The organism is Vibrio sp. Vb1574, from assembly GCF_033338675.1.
In genome coordinates this window covers 1-2,014 of record NZ_JAWOTC010000105.1, presented here as the reverse complement: position 1 = coordinate 2,014, position 2,014 = coordinate 1, and the positions used below count along the sequence as shown (strand labels likewise).

Genomic DNA, 2,014 nt, shown 5'->3' with positions numbered 1-2,014 from the left:
ATCTCTTACCGCGGTGGCGGTGATCACTACGTTGCCTACCAGTCAAAAAGACCTTTCTAAACAATACGCGCAAAGTTTCTTTCAGCGTTTGCAGTTGCTTAACGAAGAAGCCGTACTCAGCGGTAAAGATTTTGGTGTGCGTGTCGACGATACCAAAAAGACCTACACCCTGCTTAGCTTGACCGCTGAAGGCTGGAAGCCGCTGGCAATGAAGCAAATTCCAAGCAAAACCAAATTAGAAGATGACATTGCATTGCAATTGGATTTAGGTGGCGGTGCTTGGGATAAAGACGATCGTTTGTTCGAGCCGGGTTCACTGTTTGAAGACATGTTTGCCGACGAAACTGAAGAAAAGAAAGTGAAACCACCGCAAGTCTTCATTTTCTCGAGCGCAGAAGTCACGCCGTTTACCTTGTCTTTTTTTCCACAAAAAGGCGATGCGTTTAACGATGGTTGGCGAGTGATCGGAAAAGAGAGTGGGCAAATTCTGTTGGTAGCGCCAGGTGAAGAAGTGGAAGAGGATGCGAATGCGCAATTTTAAGCAAACTCAACCAAACTTAAACCGTCGCCGAGTGCGAGGGATGACGTTGCTTGAAGTGTTGGTTGCACTGGCTATTTTTGCCACCGCGGCGATCAGTGTGATTCGCTCTGTGAGTCAACACATCAACACAGTCAGCTACTTAGAAGAAAAGATGTTTGCAGCAATGGTTGTGGATAACCGAATGGCGAATGTGATGCTAGATACTGGCGCGCTGAAAGCCAAGAATGGTACCGAAGAGCTAGCAGGGCGTACATGGTATTGGAAAGTCACGCCTGTAGCCACCACGCAGCCATTGCTGAAAGCATTTGATGTAAGTGTCGCGACCGCGAAAAACGCGAGTCCAGTTGTTACGGTAAGAAGCTATGTGGCGCAGTAATCCCAATCGCGCAAATAAGCGCCGTACAGCAAAAGGTTTTACACTCATTGAAGTGCTGGTGTCGATAGCAATCTTTGCCAGTTTGAGCGTGGCGGCATACCAAGTGGTGTCGCAAGTTCAGCGCAGTAACGAGTTGTCGCAAGAGCGAACTCAGCGTTTGAATGAACTGCAACGCGCCATGGTGATGATGGATAACGACTTCCGCCAAATGGCATTGCGTCAAACGCGTACCAACGGCGAAGACCCTGCCGGGCAACTGATCTTTTGGTCGGATTATTTACTCGATTCCGACGCGAAAGGCCTAATGTTTGCACGTGTGGGTTGGCATAACCCGCAGCAACAGTTCCCGCGTGGTGAAGTGACTAAAGTGGGCTATCGCGTTAAAGAAGAAACCTTGCAGCGTGTTTGGTGGCGTTATCCAGATACCCCAGTTGGGCAGGAAGGCATTGTCACTCCGTTGCTGACGCAGGTGGAATCTTTCGACATGCGTTTTTATGACGGTAAACAGTGGAAGAAAGAGTGGGACAGCAATAAAGAGTTGCCGAAAGCTGTCTCAGTTGTCTTGAAGTTGAAGGATTACGGTGAAATTGCGCGCACGTATCTAACGCCAGATGGCAAGCTTGCAGAAAGTGAAAGAAACAAAGCATCGGAGGGCAACAACAATGGCTAATCGTCAGCGTGGTGTTGCTTTGATTATTGTACTGATGTTGTTGGCGATTATGGCGACCATTGCTGCCACCATGTCTGAACGTTTGTTTTTGCAGTTTCAGCGCGGTTCAAACCAAATCCATTACCAGCAAGCATATTGGTACAGTGTTGGTGTTGAAGCCTTGGCTGAAGTGGGTATCGAGCAGAGCTACAAAGACAGCGATACCATCAACCTCAGCCAACCTTGGGCGATTAAAGAACAAGTGTACCCATTGGACTATGGTCAAGCTGCAGGACGTATTTGGGATAAGCAAGCGTGCTTTAACCTCAATGTGTTAAGTCGAGTGCAGCCGACCGGACAACAAACCACTCGACCATATTTGGTTCAAGTGCTGCAGCGTTTGTTGGAAGAGTCAGATGTAGAGCCGTATCAAGCGGAAGTGATTGCC

At 48.4% G+C, this 2,014-nt stretch carries 4 protein-coding genes; all 4 read left to right on the top strand.

From position 1 onward, the window contains the following. Positions 1-541, top strand: a 541-nt coding sequence (locus tag R7O12_RS23865) for a GspH/FimT family pseudopilin (RefSeq protein WP_318126513.1), incomplete at its 5' end; no start/stop codon positions are given. Beyond that, positions 528-917, top strand: a complete 390-nt coding sequence (gene gspI / locus R7O12_RS23860; protein WP_318126511.1) for a type II secretion system minor pseudopilin GspI — start codon at positions 528-530, stop codon at positions 915-917. The genes R7O12_RS23865 and gspI, both read left to right, overlap by 14 nt. After that, positions 904-1,587: a type II secretion system minor pseudopilin GspJ gene (gene gspJ / locus R7O12_RS23855; RefSeq protein WP_020904375.1), complete on the top strand. Its 684-nt coding sequence runs from the start codon at positions 904-906 to the stop codon at positions 1,585-1,587. Before gspI ends, gspJ begins: the two co-directional genes overlap by 14 nt. Beyond that, positions 1,580-2,014 (top strand): type II secretion system minor pseudopilin GspK (gene gspK / locus R7O12_RS23850; RefSeq protein ID WP_318126509.1); only part of this gene is annotated, 435 nt, incomplete at its 3' end. The genes gspJ and gspK, both read left to right, overlap by 8 nt.

Excerpts from the sequence above, each read along its gene's own strand:
- gspI (WP_318126511.1), top strand. The coding sequence starts at position 528 with ATGCGCAATTTTAAGCAAACTCAACCAAACTTAAACCGTCGCCGAGTG.
- gspJ (WP_020904375.1), top strand. The coding sequence starts at position 904 with ATGTGGCGCAGTAATCCCAATCGCGCAAATAAGCGCCGTACAGCAAAA.